At 73.2% G+C, this 16105-nt stretch carries 13 protein-coding genes and 1 tRNA gene; 9 read left to right on the plus strand and 5 right to left on the minus strand.

Annotated elements, in window-relative coordinates:
- Window positions 1–3: 3 nt before the first annotated feature.
- A complete protein-coding gene (locus tag ACWGIG_RS02460; protein WP_453319619.1) occupies window positions 4–600 on the minus strand; it encodes a histidine phosphatase family protein in 597 nt (198 codons plus the stop codon).
- Window positions 601–809: 209 nt separating this feature from the next.
- Between ACWGIG_RS02460 and ACWGIG_RS02465 the strand changes: the two genes are divergently transcribed.
- The 6 genes from ACWGIG_RS02465 to ACWGIG_RS02490 all read left to right on the plus strand — a co-directional run bounded on the left by ACWGIG_RS02465 (window position 810) and on the right by ACWGIG_RS02490 (window position 6990).
- Window positions 810–1958, plus strand: coding sequence for a hypothetical protein (locus ACWGIG_RS02465; protein ID WP_453319620.1), 1149 nt, complete (start codon window positions 810–812; stop codon window positions 1956–1958).
- Window positions 1959–2116: 158 nt separating this feature from the next.
- The gene (locus tag ACWGIG_RS02470) at window positions 2117–3748 is read left to right on the plus strand and encodes a hypothetical protein (RefSeq protein ID WP_453319621.1); all 1632 of its coding nucleotides are present in this window, start codon (window positions 2117–2119) and stop codon (window positions 3746–3748) included.
- A gap of 263 nt (window positions 3749–4011) precedes the next feature.
- A complete protein-coding gene (locus tag ACWGIG_RS02475) occupies window positions 4012–5367 on the plus strand; it encodes an AAA domain-containing protein (protein ID WP_453319622.1) in 1356 nt (451 codons plus the stop codon).
- Between the two features lie 279 nt (window positions 5368–5646).
- Window positions 5647–5991: a hypothetical protein gene (locus tag ACWGIG_RS02480; RefSeq protein WP_453319623.1), complete on the plus strand. Its 345-nt coding sequence runs from the start codon at window positions 5647–5649 to the stop codon at window positions 5989–5991.
- Window positions 5992–6338: 347 nt separating this feature from the next.
- Window positions 6339–6926 carry a bifunctional DNA primase/polymerase gene (locus tag ACWGIG_RS02485; RefSeq protein WP_453319624.1) on the plus strand — a complete coding sequence of 196 codons (588 nt, stop codon included), beginning with the start codon at window positions 6339–6341 and terminating at the stop codon, window positions 6924–6926.
- Window positions 6917–6990, plus strand: a tRNA-Lys gene (locus ACWGIG_RS02490). Before ACWGIG_RS02485 ends, ACWGIG_RS02490 begins: the two co-directional genes overlap by 10 nt.
- Before the next feature lie 97 nt (window positions 6991–7087).
- On the opposite strand, the gene ACWGIG_RS02495 is transcribed toward ACWGIG_RS02490, so the two are convergent.
- On the minus strand, window positions 7088–8383 hold the full coding sequence (locus ACWGIG_RS02495) for a M6 family metalloprotease domain-containing protein (protein WP_453319674.1): 1296 nt from the start codon (window positions 8381–8383) through the stop codon (window positions 7088–7090).
- A 417-nt stretch (window positions 8384–8800) separates the two neighbouring features.
- Between ACWGIG_RS02495 and ACWGIG_RS02500 the strand changes: the two genes are divergently transcribed.
- Window positions 8801–10624 carry a putative bifunctional diguanylate cyclase/phosphodiesterase gene (locus ACWGIG_RS02500; protein WP_453319625.1) on the plus strand — a complete coding sequence of 608 codons (1824 nt, stop codon included), beginning with the start codon at window positions 8801–8803 and terminating at the stop codon, window positions 10622–10624.
- Here ACWGIG_RS02500 and ACWGIG_RS02505 read toward each other — a convergent pair.
- The 3 genes from ACWGIG_RS02505 to ACWGIG_RS02515 all read right to left on the minus strand — a co-directional run bounded on the left by ACWGIG_RS02505 (window position 10621) and on the right by ACWGIG_RS02515 (window position 13547).
- Complete coding sequence (locus ACWGIG_RS02505) at window positions 10621–11703, minus strand: LLM class flavin-dependent oxidoreductase (protein WP_453319626.1); 1083 nt, start codon at window positions 11701–11703, stop codon at window positions 10621–10623. The genes ACWGIG_RS02500 and ACWGIG_RS02505 overlap by 4 nt on opposite strands.
- Window positions 11704–11890: 187 nt before the next feature.
- Complete coding sequence (locus ACWGIG_RS02510) at window positions 11891–12607, minus strand: maleate cis-trans isomerase family protein (protein ID WP_453319627.1); 717 nt, start codon at window positions 12605–12607, stop codon at window positions 11891–11893.
- Window position 12608: 1 nt separating this feature from the next.
- On the minus strand, window positions 12609–13547 hold the full coding sequence (locus ACWGIG_RS02515) for a maleate cis-trans isomerase family protein (RefSeq protein ID WP_453319628.1): 939 nt from the start codon (window positions 13545–13547) through the stop codon (window positions 12609–12611).
- 106 nt (window positions 13548–13653) lie between these two features.
- Here ACWGIG_RS02515 and ACWGIG_RS02520 point away from each other — a divergent pair, with 106 nt between their 5' ends.
- A complete protein-coding gene (locus ACWGIG_RS02520; RefSeq protein WP_453319629.1) occupies window positions 13654–14616 on the plus strand; it encodes a D-2-hydroxyacid dehydrogenase in 963 nt (320 codons plus the stop codon).
- Entirely contained in the window at window positions 14597–16006 is a 1410-nt protein-coding gene (locus ACWGIG_RS02525) for an amidase (RefSeq protein WP_453319630.1), read from the plus strand. The genes ACWGIG_RS02520 and ACWGIG_RS02525 overlap by 20 nt, the downstream gene beginning before the upstream one ends.
- The last annotated feature ends 99 nt before the right edge of the window (window positions 16007–16105 follow it).

Raw genomic sequence — 16105 nt, forward strand, 5'->3', positions numbered from 1 at the left:
CCGCTATCCGTCCAGGTGGCCGGTGTCGTTCCACCGCTCGACGGCGGGTTCGCCGTACGCCCAGCCCAGTACGGACAGCGAGGTCGGGTCGAGCCGGATGTGGGCGCCGAAGCCGATGCCGAGGCCCAGCCAGCGGGCGCCGAGCGAGCGCAGGACGTGGCCGTGCGCGAAGACGAGCACGTCGCGGTCCTCGGAGCGGACCCACTCGATGATTCCGTCGACGCGGGCGGTGACGTCGGCGAGGGTCTCGCCGTCCGGGGCGCCGTTGCGCCAGATCATCCAGCCCGGCTGCTGCGCGTGGATCTCGTCCGGCTTGAGGCCCTCGTACGCGCCGTAGTCCCACTCCATGAGCGCGTCCCAGTCCTGGGCGCGGTCGCCGAACCCGGCGAGGTCGCAGGTCTCGCGGGCGCGGAGCAGGGGGCTGGTGCGGACCGTGACGTCCGGAAGGCCGTTCCACGGGGCGCGGTGCAGTCGTTCGCCGAGCACCTTCGCGCCGTGCCGGCCCTCTTCGAGCAGCGGGATGTCGGTGCGGCCGGTGTGCTTGCCGGACAGCGACCACTCCGTCTGACCGTGCCGGGCCAGCAGGATGCGGGGTGCCATGTCGATCTCTCCCTGGACGCTGAGCGAAAAAATGGGCCATGCGGAAATGGGCCATGCCATACAGAAATGGTCCATACAGAAATATGGCTTACGGCCCGGAATGGGACCGGCCCGTTCCATCATCGCTCACGGGGTGCGAGTACGGATGCGGGGGTGTTGTCGGTGGCGGTACGGAGGTGTTGTCAGTGGCGGATGCGAGACTTCCGAGGGTGAACGCAACCCTGGGCAGCGGACCCGAACCCACACCTCCGCCCGTACGGCGCGAACCGGCTGCTTTGGCGGCTGTTCCGGTGCGGCAGCGGCTTGCCGAGCTGCGGGGGGCCGCGGTCGCCCCGCACCCGCTGGACGCCCGCGCGCTGGCCGCACTGGCGGCGAACCCGGGGTGCGAGCGGCGGACGCTGCTGGACGGGGCGGGGGTGAACAAAGCGGTGCTGGCGCAGGCGTTGGGGTCGCCGGCCGCTTTCGGGCAGTCGCAGTTCGCGTTCATGCGCGGCAATGCGTTCGAGGCGCGGGTGAAGTCGGACGGCGGGACCGAGCTGCTGCGGCTGCTGGGGGTGGAGGATCCGTCCGGGGCGCTGACCCCGGACGTGTCGGCGGCGGGGCCCGAGGGGCGTACGGCACGCACCGCGCTCGCGCTGCGCGAGGCGACCGCGGCGAAGGCGTGGACGCTGCTCGACCATCCGATGCTGGCGCTGGAGGTCGCGGGCACGCCCGCGTATCTGGAGCCGGACGCGGTGGTGGTGCATCCGGACGGCCACTGGACGGTCGTCGAGATCAAGTCCTTCCCGATGCTGGACGGTTCGGCCGACGCGGCGAAGGTGGGGGCCGCCGCCCGGCAGGCCGCTGTGTACGTGCTGGCGCTGGAGCGGGTGGCGGCGAAGGTGGCGGGCGCGGAGGTCGGGCACCGGGTGCTGCTGGTCTGCCCCAAGGACTTCTCCAACCTGCCGACCGGTGCGGCGGTGGACGTACGGAAGCAACTGTCGGTCACCAGACGGCAGTTGTCCCGGATGCACCGCATCGAGGACCTGGCGGCGGCGCTGCCGCAGGGGACGACCTTCGACCCGTCGTCGTGCTCGGCGGACGAGCTGGCCGAAGCGGTCGAAGCGGTGGAAGCGGCGTACGCACCGGAGTGCCTGGCCGCGTGCGAACTGGCCTTCCACTGCCGGGAACGCTCGCGCGGGGCGGGCGCGGTGGAGACGCTGGGGCGGAGCGTGCGGGGTGAGCTGGGCGGGCTGACCACGGTCGACGCGGTACTCGACGCGGCGGAGGGGCGGGCGGGGGATCCTGCGGATCCGACGGTGGCGGCGCTGCGGAGGGCGGCGGCGTTGCGGGCGGAAGCGCTGGGGGCTGGAGGGTGAGGTGGGTCGGGTCCGGGGTGATCGTCGTGCGGGTGCGTCGTGGCTGGTCGCGCAGTTCCCCGCGCCCCTAAATGCCCTCCCCTGAGCTCCCTTGGGCAGCGGAGCCGCCCCCGCCCCGTGCTACCGCCACCCCTCTCTGAAAGGCAAGCCGACATCCCATGTCGCTGATCGACACCCTCGCCCGGCTGGAAGCCACCCGCAGCGGTCGTGCCCAGCCCCTCGCCACCGTCCGCCACCGGCACCTCACCGGGCGGCCCATGGTCGTCGTGCCCCTCACCACCGCCGGTGAGGCGGGGGCGCCCCTCGGGGCCCTCGTCGGGACGGACCGGGACGCGCCGCTGCTCCTCTCCGTCGCGCAGCCCCGCGACCGCGACCTCCGGTTCGCGTTCCTCGCCGAGCTGGCCGACGCCGTACTGCCGTACATCGACTCGTACGCCGACGACACCGAGCCCGCCGAGCGGGCCGAGACCGACCCGGGGACCGGCAAGCGCGTGAAGGTGGAGGTCGAACTCTGCCGGGACGCACCGCAGTTGATCGTGCCGAGCCGGGCCGGCATCGAGTACGTACGGCTGCTCGGGCGGTCGATGCGGTTTCGCCGTACCGCCGAGCAGGACCCGGACACGCCCTATCCCGCCCCGCCGCACATTCCCCTCCTGGGCCGCTGGCTGACGCACTACGGGGAGCGGGCCCGGGTGCCGGGATCGTCGCTGCTCCTCTCCGCGACCGACCTGCTGGGCCGGCACTGGGCGACCGGGCAGAGCAGCCTGGAGGACCAGCACCTGGGGGCGCTGCTCGCCTGGATCGACCCGCCGCAGGGGGCGGGCGGCGGGGCGGAGGCCGCGCTGCGGGCCGAGGCTGGGCGGGACGCGGGCGGGCAGTTGGTGTGCCCGCCCGCAGGACCTGCCACCGACCCCGCGTTCGACAACGCGCTGCTGGCCCCCGCCATCGACGCGTACGACCTGGCCAGGCAACAGTTCGCCGCCGCCGAGGACGGGATGAGCGCGGACACGGGGCTCGGCGCGCTGTCGGCCGCCGAGCGCCGCGTCCGGGAGCTGCTCGCCACCCAGCTGCGGCCCACCTGGGACTCCGTGTGGCGGGCCCTGGACCTGGTGCGGGCCCTGCCCGAGGGGGTGCGGGCGGGTGAGCGGTGGACCAGGGACCGCTGGTCGTACACCGGTCACCGGGACCGGGTGCGCGCCGGGGAGCCGCCGCAGCCGCGCCTGGACAGCGCGGTGGGCGCCGCCCAGAAGCTGGCCTCGCGGGAGACGGAGCAGGCGCGGCTGGAGGCGCAGGAGGCACTGGACGACCCGCTCGCCATGGCGGCCAGACGGCTGTCGGGCGAGGCGTTCACCAGCGAGGTGCTCGGTGTCGAGATGAGCTGGAGCGAGGGGAAGCGGCCGGGTCCGCGTCCGCTGGTGACCGTGCGGACGACGGATCTGCCGCAGCTGGGCGGCGGCGACGAGCGGGTGAAGGTGTACCGGTCGGTGGAGGGGAAGGCGCAGGCCGCGGAGTTCGTGGAGTGGGTGGGCGAGGGGGTGCTCGTGCTCCGCGTCGTCAACGGAATGGGCCGCTCCAAGGAGCCCGCGCCGGGGACGGTGCCGGCGGCCGGGGACCGCGTCTGCTGGACCCTGTTCGAGCACGACCAGCGCGGCGGACCGCAGCTTCCGGACCCGGAGGAGACGCCCTGGACGCACGGGGGGCCGCCGGGTGCGGAGGGCGATGCGGCGAGGGGCGGCGGCCCGACGCTGGCGGAGGCTCCGGATCCGGTGACTCCGGAGGATGTGCTGTGAGCATCTCGGCCCGTCCGGCGTTCGAGGACGCGCGGCGCAGCCGTGCACCGGACGCAGCCGTGCACCGGACGCAGCCGTGCACCGGACGCAGCCCGGGACAGCCGCCCCCTCCGGCGCCGACCGTGAAGCTCCCCAGCCCGCGGCAGCGGTTGAGGTGAAGGGGCGGGGGGCCTGCGCCGCAGGCAGGCTCAGCCACCCGCCAACCCGCACGCACACCGCCCCGCCCCGACCGTGCCCGAGCGACCCGCCCCGAAGGACCACCCGTGAAGCCCCACTCCCCGCACCCCGACCCCGGTTTCGACCCCTCCGCCGAAGCCGCCCGCGCCACCGCCGCGATCCTCCACGACACGCTCCACGGCACCCACCGGGGCGTCGTGGTGGACTCCCCGCCGGGTGCGGGAAAGTCCACCCTCGTCGTGCGCGCGGCACTCGAACTGGCCGCCGCGGGACGCCCGTTGATGGTCGTCGCGCAGACCAACGCCCAGGTGGACGACCTGGTGCTGCGACTCGCCGAGAAGCAGCCCGACCTCCCCGTCGGCCGACTGCACAGCTCCGAATCCGATCCGTACGACAAGGCCATCGACGACCTCGCCCACGTCAAGAAGTCGGCGAAGGCGGCGGACCTCGCCGGGATCGACGTCGTCATCTCGACGGCCGCGAAGTGGGCGCACGTCAAGGGCGTCGAGCCGTGGCGGCACGCGATCGTCGACGAGGCGTACCAGATGCGCTCCGACGCGCTGCTCGCCGTGGCGAGCCTCTTCGAGCGGGCGCTGTTCGTGGGCGACCCGGGGCAGCTCGACCCGTTCTCGATCGTCGGCGCCGACCAGTGGGCGGGGCTGTCGTACGACCCGTCCGCGAGCGCCGTCTCGACGCTCCTGGCGCACAATCCGGAGCTGCCCCAGCACCGGCTGCCGGTGTCCTGGCGGCTCCCGGCCTCCGCCGCACCGCTCGTCTCGGACGCGTTCTACCCGTACACGCCCTTCCGCAGCGGTACGGGCCCGGCGGACCGGAAGCTCACCTTCGGCGTGCCCTCGGACGGCTCGGCCGCCGACCGGGTCGTGGACGAGGCGGCGCACTCGGGGTGGGGCCTGCTCGAACTGCCCGCCCGGCACACGCCCCGTACCGACCCGGAGGCGGTGGGCGCGCTCGCCCAGGTCGTACGGCGGCTGCTCGACCGGGGCGGCGCCGCACTCAGCGAACGCTCCCTCGACCCCACCCCCCTCACCGCGGACCGCATCGCGGTCGGCACGGCGCACCGCGACCAGGCGGCGGCGGTACGGGCCGCGCTGGCCGCCCTCGGCGTGACGGGCGTCGCGGTGGACACCGCGAACCGGCTCCAGGGGCGGGAGTTCGACGTGACGGTGGTCCTGCACCCGCTCTCCGGCCGCCCCGACGCGACCGCCTTCCACCTGGAGACGGGCCGCCTGTGCGTACTGGCCTCCCGCCACCGGCACGCGTGCATCGTGGTGTGCCGCGAGGGCGTCGCGGACCTGCTCGACGAGCACCCGTCGACGGAGCCGGTGCAGCTGGGCGTGACGGTGAAGTTCCCCGACGGGTGGGAGGCGAACCACTCGGTGCTGGCACACCTGGCGGAACACCGGACCCGATGGACACCCTGACCACGGGACGCCGGACGGAGTCCGGCCGGCCGCCCGAAGCCTGCGAAGCAGTGCAAGGGCGGCAGCGAAAGAGGTGCCCCGACGGGTGGGAGGCGAACCACTCGGTACTGGCACACCTGACGGAACACCGGGTGCGCGGGCCCCACTGACACCGCCGGTGCGGCGGGCCGGCCCCACCGACCACCTGCGCGGTGGGCCCGGTGAGGCCTACTTGCGCGCACCCGGACAATGGATGGTGGCCATCTGCCCCCCGGGATGGCCGCGAATGGGAGGAAGCACATGGCGGAAACCGAGCCGAACGCGCGGCGGCTGCGCCCCGCACCGCTGCTCTTCGAGCCTGCGGAGGCGTCCGCCGATCCCGAGCACTTCTTCGACCTGGAGTCGATCGAGGACCCGAAGGAACTGCTGTCCCGGGCCACCGAGCTGACCCACGCGTTCCGCGCGGCGACGGACCGGGCGGTGGAGTTCCAGGCCGTCGCGGCGGCGCAGCTGGCGGACCCGAAGAGGTTCGACCGGCTGACCGCCGCGGACATCGCGGAGCGGGCGGCGTGGACCGAGGACTACGCGAAGAAGATGGTCGACTTCGGTCGGGGACTGCTGCGGGACGGGGCAACCGGACAGTAGGCCGGGCCGCCTGCGGGGCGGGGATCGCCCCGCAGGCCGGAGATTCACCCGCAGGCCGGGGATCGGTCGCAAGCCGGGGATCAGCCGCAAGCCGGAGATGCGCCCGCAGGCCGGAGATCGCCCCGCAAGCCCGAGATGCGCCCGCAGGCCGGAGATGCGCCCCCAGGTCGGGGATCAGCCCGCGAGCCCGAGATGCGCCCTCAGGAGGTGGAGCGCCGCGTCGATCCCCGGACGGGGATTCGCAGTTGGCATATGCGTCGGCGGCAAGATACTCCCCTCATGGGCACCCTGTCCCGGTTTCCGGCAACTCTCAGAAACGGAACGCTCACCCCCGGTAGACCTGTCACATGACCACCCACGCCCCCACACCCCTGCGTTCCCCGCTCCCCTCCCCCTCGCAAAGCCCCGCGCTCGACCGCGTCACCGCCTCCGGTGCCGCCTGGCTGGTCTCCGCCTCCTCGTACCCGCGCAGCACGCTCTCCACCTGGGAGGCGCGCCCCACCGCGCCCGCCGTGCTGCCCTGCGGTACCGCCTTCGACGTGGTCAACGTCCCCGCCGTCTTCGGCCGCCGGATGCTCGACGCGCTCTGGGCGGAGGGGCCGGGGTCGGGCCCGGTGGCCGGTCAGCGCGGGCGGATGCTGCTGTTCGCGACGCCCGGCACGGCCCAGCGGCTGCCCGCGCTCCTGGAGTGGGACCATCGCGCCGAGGACGTACCGCCGCTGCTCTGTCACGGGACGGGCGACGCGGTGACGGTGCCCGCGCTGGCACCCGGCCCCGGGAAGGGGCCCCGCTGGGTGGTCGCCCCCGATGTGCGGCACCCCTGGCTGCCGGCCCCCGAGGTGCTGTTCTGGGCCTGTGTGCGGGCCTCGCGGTTATCGATTTTTCCTCCCGCCGATCAGGGTGCTAATGTCTACGACGTCAGCAGGCGCCGCTAGCTCAGTTGGTTAGAGCAGCTGACTCTTAATCAGCGGGTCCGGGGTTCGAGTCCCTGGCGGCGCACAGACGGGAAAAGTCCCCCGAGCTTCGGCTCGGGGGACTTTTTCGTGCACCGGCCCACCCCTGCCCACGAAAACACGAGGTCACGAGGTCACGGGGCCTACGCGCGCGCCGGCGCCCGCGGACCCGTCGTGACCTGCACCGTCCAGCCGCCGGAGCCGGTCCGGTCCGCGACCTCCACCCGGGTGCCCTGGTCCGCCACCGTGTACGTCTCGCCGACGCCCAGCGGTGCGTCCGCGAGCGGCGGGTACACCGAGCGGTCCGCGCACGCCTCGGTGCGCGGGTGGGTGTCGACGACCTCGATCGGGCCGCCGCCGGAGGCCGCGCCGTTGCGCACCCGGTAGATCAGGACGCCCTCGACGCAGGCGCCCCGGTCGTTGCCGGAGCCGCCGCGCGCCTCGACGGCGAGGGCGGTGTTCTCTCCCGTACGGATGACGGCGAGGCGTGTGTTGCCGCGCTGGCCGCCGGCCGGGGCGGGGGCCGCCAGCGGGTCCAGGGTGAGCCGGGTGGTGGTGCCCCAGGGGACGCAGGCGACCTGGCCGGCGTCGAGCCAGCCGAGCTTCCACTTGTGCCAGCCGAAGGGCTCGGGGGCGAGCCCGAACTGGCTGCCCATGACGTCCCAGTCGCCGACGTGCGTGTCCCAGTCGCCCTTGCCGTCGGACGGCCGGTGGTAGAGGTCGGGGAGGTCGAAGACGTGGCCGGTCTCGTGGGCGAGGACGTTGCGGTCCGGCGGGTGCTTCTCGAAGACGGTGACGATGCGGCGGATGTCCTTGCCGTCGGCGCGCAGCGGGACGTCGAGGTTGACCACCTTGGTGGCGTCGGAGTCGACGCCGGGGGCGTCCGGGTCGGCGACCAGGTAGACGACGTCGTACCGGGAGAAGTCCACCCGGCCGTCGGCGGCGGCCACCGCGTCGCGCAGATAGGCGCTGCGCCGCTCGGCGCTCCAGTCGCGCTGTATGGCGTACGAGGCGGAGTCGGCCGGCATCCGCACCCAGTCGCGCATCGGGTGCGGCTTGAGGCGGAACTTGCCGTACGAGGCGCGGTGGAAGAAGTCACTGGTCGCCGGGAAGTGGTCGGAGGCCAGTTCGCCGGGGGTGACCAGGGGTTCGGAGTCGGGGAAGGACAGGAAGATCATCACGGCGTTGAGGGTCTGGACCGGGCGCGGGTAGCTCTCGTTCCAGCTGTCGAGGCCCAGCGAGTGGTGGGCGGAGGTGCGCGGCAGGGCGCACAGTGCGGCCGACTGGCCGGCGGCGGCTGCCGGGCCCGCGACGAGGCCCGTCGCGGCGAGCGCCGCGAGGGAGGTCACGAAGGCCGCCGTGCCGCGCAGCCGCAGCCGGGACCGGTCCGCCCCGCCGGACGTCCCCCCGGCCACCCCCTGCGGCGGCCCCTCGGGCACTCCCCCGGGTGTCAACTGGTCCAGCACATCGACCTCCGGGCCCTCCGCTGCGGAATTCGGAACACCTCACCCACATTGTTCTGTTTTGTGGGGGAATGCCCTGTTCCAGTGCGCCACTCGGGTACGCGGGGCGGCCTGCGGCGACACCCCGACAGATCACAGAAAGTCACAAGCGATCAGGAGGGTGGCAGGTCAAGGCACACCCGTGCAGAAACGATCGGCCAGTGGGGTGGGCCACCCGGGCGACCCGGTACCGGACCGGGATTGGGGGGCGAAGGAGCTGGATCGCCCGTCGGGGCAGCCTCTATGATCGGCACACTTTCCCGCCTGGGATCCGCATCAAGGCCGCCGACATCAGGACCCCCCGACATCGCCCGACGAAACCTGTACGACTCCATCGCCCTGCGGGAGCACACCGTGAGCGGAATCCCCGAAGAGTCCGGATCAGGCCCCGACCCCGCCTCCCTCGCCCCTCTCGTCCCGCCCTTCGTCACGGAGCGTCATCCGGAGTACGGCGAGTACGACGACGCACACGCCCGCGACTACCGGGCCGCCTTCCGGGCCGCCCCTCTCGCGATGGCCCTGATCACCCCCGGCGGCGCCGTCCTCGCCGCGAACACGTCGCTCGGCGCGCTGCTCGGCACCGACGCCGGACGGCTGGCAGGCACGGAGGCCGCCGACCTGGTGGACCTGGCATCGGACGCCCGCACCTGGAACGCGTACCGCGAGGTCCTGGACGGGCGGCGGACCAAGTTCCGCTGCACCCGCCGGCTCAAGCACCGCGACGGGCACGCCCTGTGGGTGGAGGTCGCGCTCGCCCCCGTACCGGACAGTGCGAACGTGCTCCTGTCCGTCGCCGACATCAGCGACTGGCGCGAGCTCCAGGCGCGGCTGCGCCACCTCCAGATGCACGACCCGGTGACCCGGCTGCCCAACCGCGCGCTGTTCTTCGAGCGGCTCTCGGCCGCCCTGGAGACGTCGACGTACGCACGCGGCGGGACCGGCCGGGTCGGGCTCTGCTATCTGGACCTGGACGGCTTCAAGGCGGTCAACGACACGCTCGGCCACCGGGTCGGCGACCGGCTGCTGACCGCGGTGGCGACCCGGCTGACCCGGTGCGCGGACCAGAGTGGCTACGGCCCCGGCGGCGGGTTCCTGGTGGCGCGGCTCGGCGGCGACGAGTTCGCGCTGCTCGTGGAGGACTCGACCGGCACCGAGCAGCTGTCGGAGCTGGCGCAGACGGTGCTGACCGCGCTGCAGCAGCCGTTCGACCTGGCCGGGCAGCGGCTCTCGGTGTCCGCGTCGATCGGCGTGGTCGAGCGGTCGGCCGCGGGCACGACGGCGACGGGGCTGATGCAGGCCGCGGACACGACGCTGTACTGGGCGAAGGCGGACGGCAAGGGCCGCTGGACCCTCTTCGACCCCGAGCGCAACGCGCACCGGATGACCCGCCAGGCCCTGTCGTCGACGCTGCGGCCCGCGCTGGAGCGGGGTGAGTTCGTGCTGGAGTACCAGCCGCTGGTGGACCTGGAGGGCGGTCTGGTGCGGGGCGTCGAGGCCCTGGTGCGGTGGCGGCATCCGCAGTTCGGGACGCTGGCGCCGAATCGGTTCATCGGAATCGCGGAGGAGGACGGGTCGATCGTCCACCTCGGGCGGTGGGTGCTGCGGACGGCGTGCCGGCAGGCGCGGCAGTGGCAGAAGGACCACCCGGAGACCGAGCCCCTGTTCGTGTCGGTGAACGTGGCGGTGCGTCAGGTCTGGGACTCGGACCTGGTCGCGGATGTGGCCGAGATCCTCGAAGAGACGGGCCTGGCACCGGAGTTGCTGCAGCTGGAGCTGACCGAGTCGGCGGTGATGGGCTCGGCGGGACGGCCGTTGCAGGCGCTCCAGGCGCTGAGCGACATGGGTGTGCACATCGCGATCGACGACTTCGGTACCGGCTACTCGAACCTGGCGTATCTGAGCCGGCTGCCGGTGTCGGTCCTCAAGCTGGACGGCGCCTTCGTACGGGGCTTCCAGGACGAGGCGCATGCGAACCCCGCCGACGAGACGATCGTCGAGGCCCTGGTGCAGCTCGCGCACCGCCTGGGCCTCACCGTCACCGCGGAGTGCGTGGAGACGGCGGGCCAGGCGGCACGGCTGCGGCGGATCGGCTGCGACACGGGCCAGGGCTGGCTGTACTCGCGGCCGACGGCGCCGGACCGGATCTCGGCGATGCTGTGCGAGCGGACGGCTTCCTAGTTCCCCGTACCCGAGGGGAGTTGGTACGCGTCGGCGATCAGTTCGTACGAGCGGAGGCGGGCCGAGCCGGTGTGCGCGTTGGCGGTGAGCATCAGCTCGTCGGCGCCGGTGCGCTTGGCGAGGTCGTCGAGGCCGGTGCGGACGGCGTCCGGGGTGCCGTGGATGACGTTCGCCAGCCAGCCGTCGACGAACTCCCGCTCCAGGGAGCTGAACGGGTAAGCGGCGGCCTCTTCGGGGGTGGGGATGAGACCCGGGCGGCCGGTACGCAGCCGGAGCATGCTGAGCGCGCCGGTGAGGACCTGGCGGCGGGCCTCGGACTCGTCGTCGGCGGCGAGGGCGGAGACGCCGATGACCGCGTACGGGGCGTCCAGGACCTCCGACGGGCGGAAGGACTCGCGGTAGAGGTCGAGGGCCGGGATCGTGTTCTGCGCGGAGAAGTGGTGCGCGAACGCGAAGGGCAGCCCGAGGGAACCGGCCAGACGGGCGCTGAAGCCCGAGCTGCCCAGGAGCCAGACCTGCGGGGTGTTGCTGTGGCCCTGCACCGGTCCCGGGACGGCGTGGATGCGGGCGTACGGGTGGCCTTCCGGGAAGTCGTCCTGGAGGAACCGGGTCAACTCGGCGAGCTGGCGCGGGAATTCGTCCGCGCCCTCGTGGGGGTTGTCGCCGCGGCGGAGCGCCGCGGCGGTGGCGCCGTCGGTGCCGGGGGCGCGGCCGAGACCGAGGTCGACGCGGCCCGGGGCCATCGCCTCCAGCGTGCCGAACTGCTCCGCGATGACGAGCGGGGCGTGGTTGGGCAGCATCACACCGCCCGAACCGAGCCGGATGCGGTCGGTGTGGGCGGCGAGGTGGGCGAGGATCACGGCCGGCGACGAGCTGGCGACGCCGGGCATGGAGTGGTGCTCGGCCACCCAGTAGCGGTGGAACCCGCGGGCCTCGCCGAGCTTCGCGATCTCGACGCTGGTGCGGAGGGCGTCACCGGGGGTGGCGCCGACGCCGACGGTGGCGAGGTCGAGGACGGAGAGGGGGGTGGGGGCGAGGCCGGTGGCGCTGGCACGGATGGGGTGAGGGGTGGGTTCCACCGGGGGTCCTCCTGGGGCGGGTGGGGCGTGTTCCGTACTTCCGTGTACGGAACGGGAGGGTGGCTCCGGTTATTCCCGGCGGGATGGGGAGGTGGGGAGGGTGATCTTCGTGCGGGTACGTCGTGGCGGGTCGCGCCCACGCGGCGGAGCCGCAGATCCGGTACAGCCCCGCGCCCCTGAAGGGGCGCTAGCCGCCGAACAGCACGCCCAGTCCCGGCGCCCGCACCCGCCGCTCCGCCAGGCGGAGGCCTTCCCAGACCGTGACCTGGTTGGCGGTCAGGACGGGTTTGCCCAACTCCCTTTCCAGGTCGGTCAGACAGGCCGCCGTGTGGAGCGCCGTGTCCGGCAGGAGGACCGCCTCCGCCGCGGGATGGTCGCCCTCGCGGGCCAGTGCCAGGACCTCGGCGTGACCCCAGGTGCCGACCTCGGCCGCCGTGACGATGCCGCTGCCGCGGGTCGAAACGACCTCCGTACCGTCCGACTTGAGGAAGTCGTGGAAGAGTTCCGCGACGTCCGACGGGTAGGTGGCGGCGACCGCGACGCGGCTCGCGCCCAGTGCTCGTACCGCATGGGCGAAGGCGAAGGACGTGGAGGAGGCGGGGAGGCCCGCGGTGCGGGCCAGGCGGCGGATCTGCTCGTGGGCCCCGTCCCGGCCGAACACGAAGCTGGCGCTCGTACAGGCCCAGACGATCGCTTCGGCGCCCGCGAGCCGCAGCTCCTCGACGCCCGCGGCGAGGCGGGCGTCGGAGCCCATCTCCAGGAGTGCGTCGACGCGGTGGGCGTCGGTGCCGATGTCGGTGTGGACCAGCGGCAGGCGGATGTCCGGGGCGGCGAGCATCATCTCGATGCGGGGGTAGTCGTCCTCGGCGGAATGGCCGGGATAGAGGAATCCGATCGCTGTCATGTCAGGTCAGACCTTCCTGCTCGGGGAGCGGAGGGGGATCCTGGAACGCCGCCGGCAGCGCGGGCGGCAGCAGCTCCACCGGCGGCAGCAGCTCCACGGGCTGCGGCACCTCCGCGGAGGGCAGCAGGTCCGCGGGCGGTAGCAGCTCCGCCGACTGCGGCTGCGGCTGCGGCTGCGACTGCGACTGCGGCCCGGAGGCCATCAGGAGCTGCTGGTACGGGCCGACCGCGTGCGCACCGAGGCACCGCAGCGCGGACCACATGGTGACCTGGTTCGCGGAGAGGACGGGCATCCGCAGCTCCGCCTCCAGCTGGGGGATCACGTCGTACGTGGGGAGGTTGGTGCAGCTGATGAAGAGGCAGTCGGCCGCGCCGACCACCGCCTGACGGGCCATGTCCACCACGTCCCGGTACGGAACCTTCCAGATGTGCCGGGTGAGGCCCAGGAACTCCCTTCCCGTGACGACGATGCCCGCTTCCGCCAGGAACTCCTCCAGCGACCGCGTCACCGATTCCGTGTACGGGGTGACCAGGGCGATCCTTCGTGCGCCCAGCTCACCCAGCGCCTCCAGGAGCGCGCCGGACGTGGTCACCGAGGGCAGGTCCCCGGCCTGTGTCTCGCCGGCCCGGGACATCGCCTCGCACATGGCGCGTTCCCCGTCGGTGCCGCCGACGAAACTTCCAGAGGTGCAGGCGTACGCGACGACCTGCGGTTCGACCGCGATCAGGGCCCGGACCGCCTCGCGCAGCGTCTGGTGCTCACTGACCAGCCGGGCCAGGTCGAGGCTGACCTCGACGGGGACGAAGGGGGTGCGGGTGAGGTGGAGGGAGATGCCGTCCGGCACCCACCGCCAGAGCTCCCGGTCGAGTGCGAAGTCGAAGGGGGCCACCACTCCCACGCCGCGTTGCGGCTGTGGCCCACCGAGAAAGTCAATGTCCAATGCGGCCCCCAGGTACGGGTGTTGACGACCGTAAGGTGCGGGTACGAGTGTGGTCAATCCGTACACCATCTGCGTATGTCAGACGTTACGAAACGGTTTCTCCGCCATGACTGATGTGACCCTTCTTGTCCTCGACGCCGAACCGCTGCCGCGTCTCGGCAGCCTGACCGGACGGACCCGCATTCTGCACGGTGACGATGCGACGATCCGGAGTCAACTGCCACAGGCGGATGTGCTGCTGGTGTGGGACTTTCATTCGGATGCGGTGCGGCGTGCGTGGCCGGGCCCCGGCGCACGCCCGCGCTGGGTGCACACCGCGAGCGCCGGGGTGGACCACCTGATGTGTCCGGAACTCGCCGCTTCGGACACGGTCGTCACCAACGCGCGCGGCATCTTCGATCAGCCGATCGCGGAGTACGTCGCCGGCCTCGTCCTCGCCTCCGCGAAGGACTTCCAGGGCACGAACGAGCTGCAGCGGCAACGCCGTTGGCACCACCGGGAGACGCGCCGGGTGGCCGGTACGCGGGCCGTGGTGGTCGGTTCGGGGCCCATCGGGCGGGCCGTCGCCCGCACGCTGGAGGCGCTCGGGGTGAGCGTCGCCCTCACGGGCCGCACCGCCCGGCCCGGCGTGCACGGCCCCGACGACCTGCTCCCCCTCCTGGCCCGCGCGGACTGGGTGGTGTGCGCGGCGCCGCTGACGGACGCGACCCGGGGCATGTTCGACGCGCGGGTCTTCGACGCGATGAACCCGTCGGCGTACTTCATCAATGTGGGACGCGGCCGGCTGGTCGTGGAGAGCGACCTCATGGCCGCGCTCGCCAAGCGCTGGATCGCGGGCGCCGCGCTCGACGTCTTCGCCCAGGAACCGCTCCCTCCACAGAGCCCGGTGTGGGACGTGCCGGGCCTGACCGTGTCCCCGCACATGAGCGGCGACGTGGTGGGCTGGCGCGAAGAACTCGCCGTGCAGTTCCTGGAGTTGTACGACCTCTGGGAGAGCGGGAAGCCGCTTCCGAATGTAGTGGACAAGAATGTTGGGTACGTCCCCATGCATGACCTCACAGAGGAATGAGCCGACCGCACTCACCGAATTCACCGCCCACCGGCTGCTCGCCGCCTACCAGAAGGGCGAGCTGTCGCCCGTGGAGGCGGCCCGTGCCGTGCTGGAGCGGGCCGAGGCGATCCAGCCGTCCCTGAACGCCTTCGTCTCGATCGACCACGAGGGCGCGCTGGCGACGGCGCGCGCGTCCGAGGAGCGGTGGCGCAGGCGGGAGCCCCGGGGTCTGCTCGACGGTGTGCCGGTCACGGTCAAGGACCTGCTCCTGACCGCGGGCACCCCGACCCTGCGCGGCTCCCACGCCGTGGCGGACACCGGGAAGTGGGAGGAGGACTCCCCCGCGGTGGCGCGGCTGCGGGAGCACGGGGCCGTACTGGTCGGCAAGACGACCACCCCCGAGTTCGGCTGGAAGGGCGTCACGGACTCGCCGCGCTTCGGCATCACCCGCAATCCGCACGATCCGACGCGGACCTCGGGCGGCTCCAGCGGCGGGAGCGCGGTGGCCGTGGCGGCGGGCGCCGGGCCGCTGTCGGTCGGAACGGACGGCGGGGGCTCGGTCCGCATCCCGGCCTCCTTCTGCGGGATCTTCGGCATGAAGCCCACCTACGGCCGGATCCCGCTCTACCCGTCGAGCCCGTTCGGCACGCTCTCGCACGCCGGGCCGATGGCCCGGGACGCGGCCGATGCCGCCCTGATGCTCGACGTGATGGCCGGGGCGGCGGACTGGCGCGACTGGTCGCAGTCGGCGGTGACGGCCGACACGGAGACCCGGGCCGGCCTGCGGGACGGGGTGCGCGGGCTGCGGGTGGCGTACTCGCCGACGCTGGGCGGACAGGTGAAGGTGGCGCCGGAGGTCGCGGCGGCGGTACGGGGCGCGGTGGCGAAGCTCGCCGATCTCGGCGCGTACGTGGAGGAGGCGGACCCGGACTTCGCGGACCCGGTGGAGGCCTTCCACACTCTGTGGTTCAGCGGGGCGGCGCGGGTGGCGCAGGGCTTCAACCGCCGGCAGCGCGAAGAACTGGACCCCGGCCTGCGCGAGATCTGCGGGGCCGGAGCGCGGACGAGCGCGCTGGACTACCTGGCCGCGGTGGACGCGCGCATGGAACTGGGCCGCCGGATGGGCCGCTTCCACGCGACGTACGACGTCCTGGTGACGCCGACGCTTCCGGTGACGGCCTTCGAGGCGGGGGCGGAGGTTCCGAGGGGGTCGGGACTGCGCAGGTGGACGGGGTGGACCCCGTTCACCTACCCGTTCAACCTGACGCAGCAGCCCGCGGCGACGGTGCCGTGCGGGACGGACGGGGACGGGCTGCCGGTGGGGGTGCAACTGGTCGCCGCCAGGCACCGGGACGGCCTGCTCCTGCGGGTGGCTCAGGCGCTGTACTCCGGCCCGTCCGGCGCCTGAGGGCGCACGGGGCGCGGCCCGGGACATCGGCCCCGCCCCACGCCGAGCGCCCCGTGCTCCGCGCCCCGCCTCCGCTCCTTCTCGAAGCCGTGATCGAAC

The sequence above is a fragment of the Streptomyces sp. NPDC054863 genome, assembly GCF_053610825.1.